The organism is Erwinia sp. PME.40.26/001, assembly GCF_055556675.1.
Genome location: NZ_JBVHNP010000119.1, coordinates 1 through 277 on the forward strand (window position 1 = coordinate 1; position 277 = coordinate 277).

Consider the following 277-nt stretch of genomic DNA (forward strand, 5'->3'; position numbering starts at 1 on the left):
GGCGCTGGCTGGTGGCCTCGGCTAATTCCACGCTTTGCTGGGCAATCACGCTGATCTCCTGCGCGCTGCCTTGGCTGCGCTCGGCCAGCTTGCGGATTTCAGCTGCCACCACGGAGAATCCGCGTCCGTGTTCTCCCGCGCGCGCCGCCTCGATGGCGGCGTTCAAGGCCAGCAGATTGGTCTGGTAGGCGATGTCGTCGATTACGCCGACCTGGCGCGCGATGCCGCGCATGGCCGCCACCGTGCTCTGGACGGCCGCGCCGCTCTGGTCGGCATC

1 protein-coding gene is annotated in these 277 nt (G+C 68.2%); it reads right to left on the reverse strand.

Annotated features, from left to right (window positions below; all coding sequences use genetic code 11):
* Positions 1-277, reverse strand: a 277-nt coding sequence (locus ACZ3HG_RS23485) for a methyl-accepting chemotaxis protein (protein WP_465334748.1), incomplete at both ends; no start/stop codon positions are given.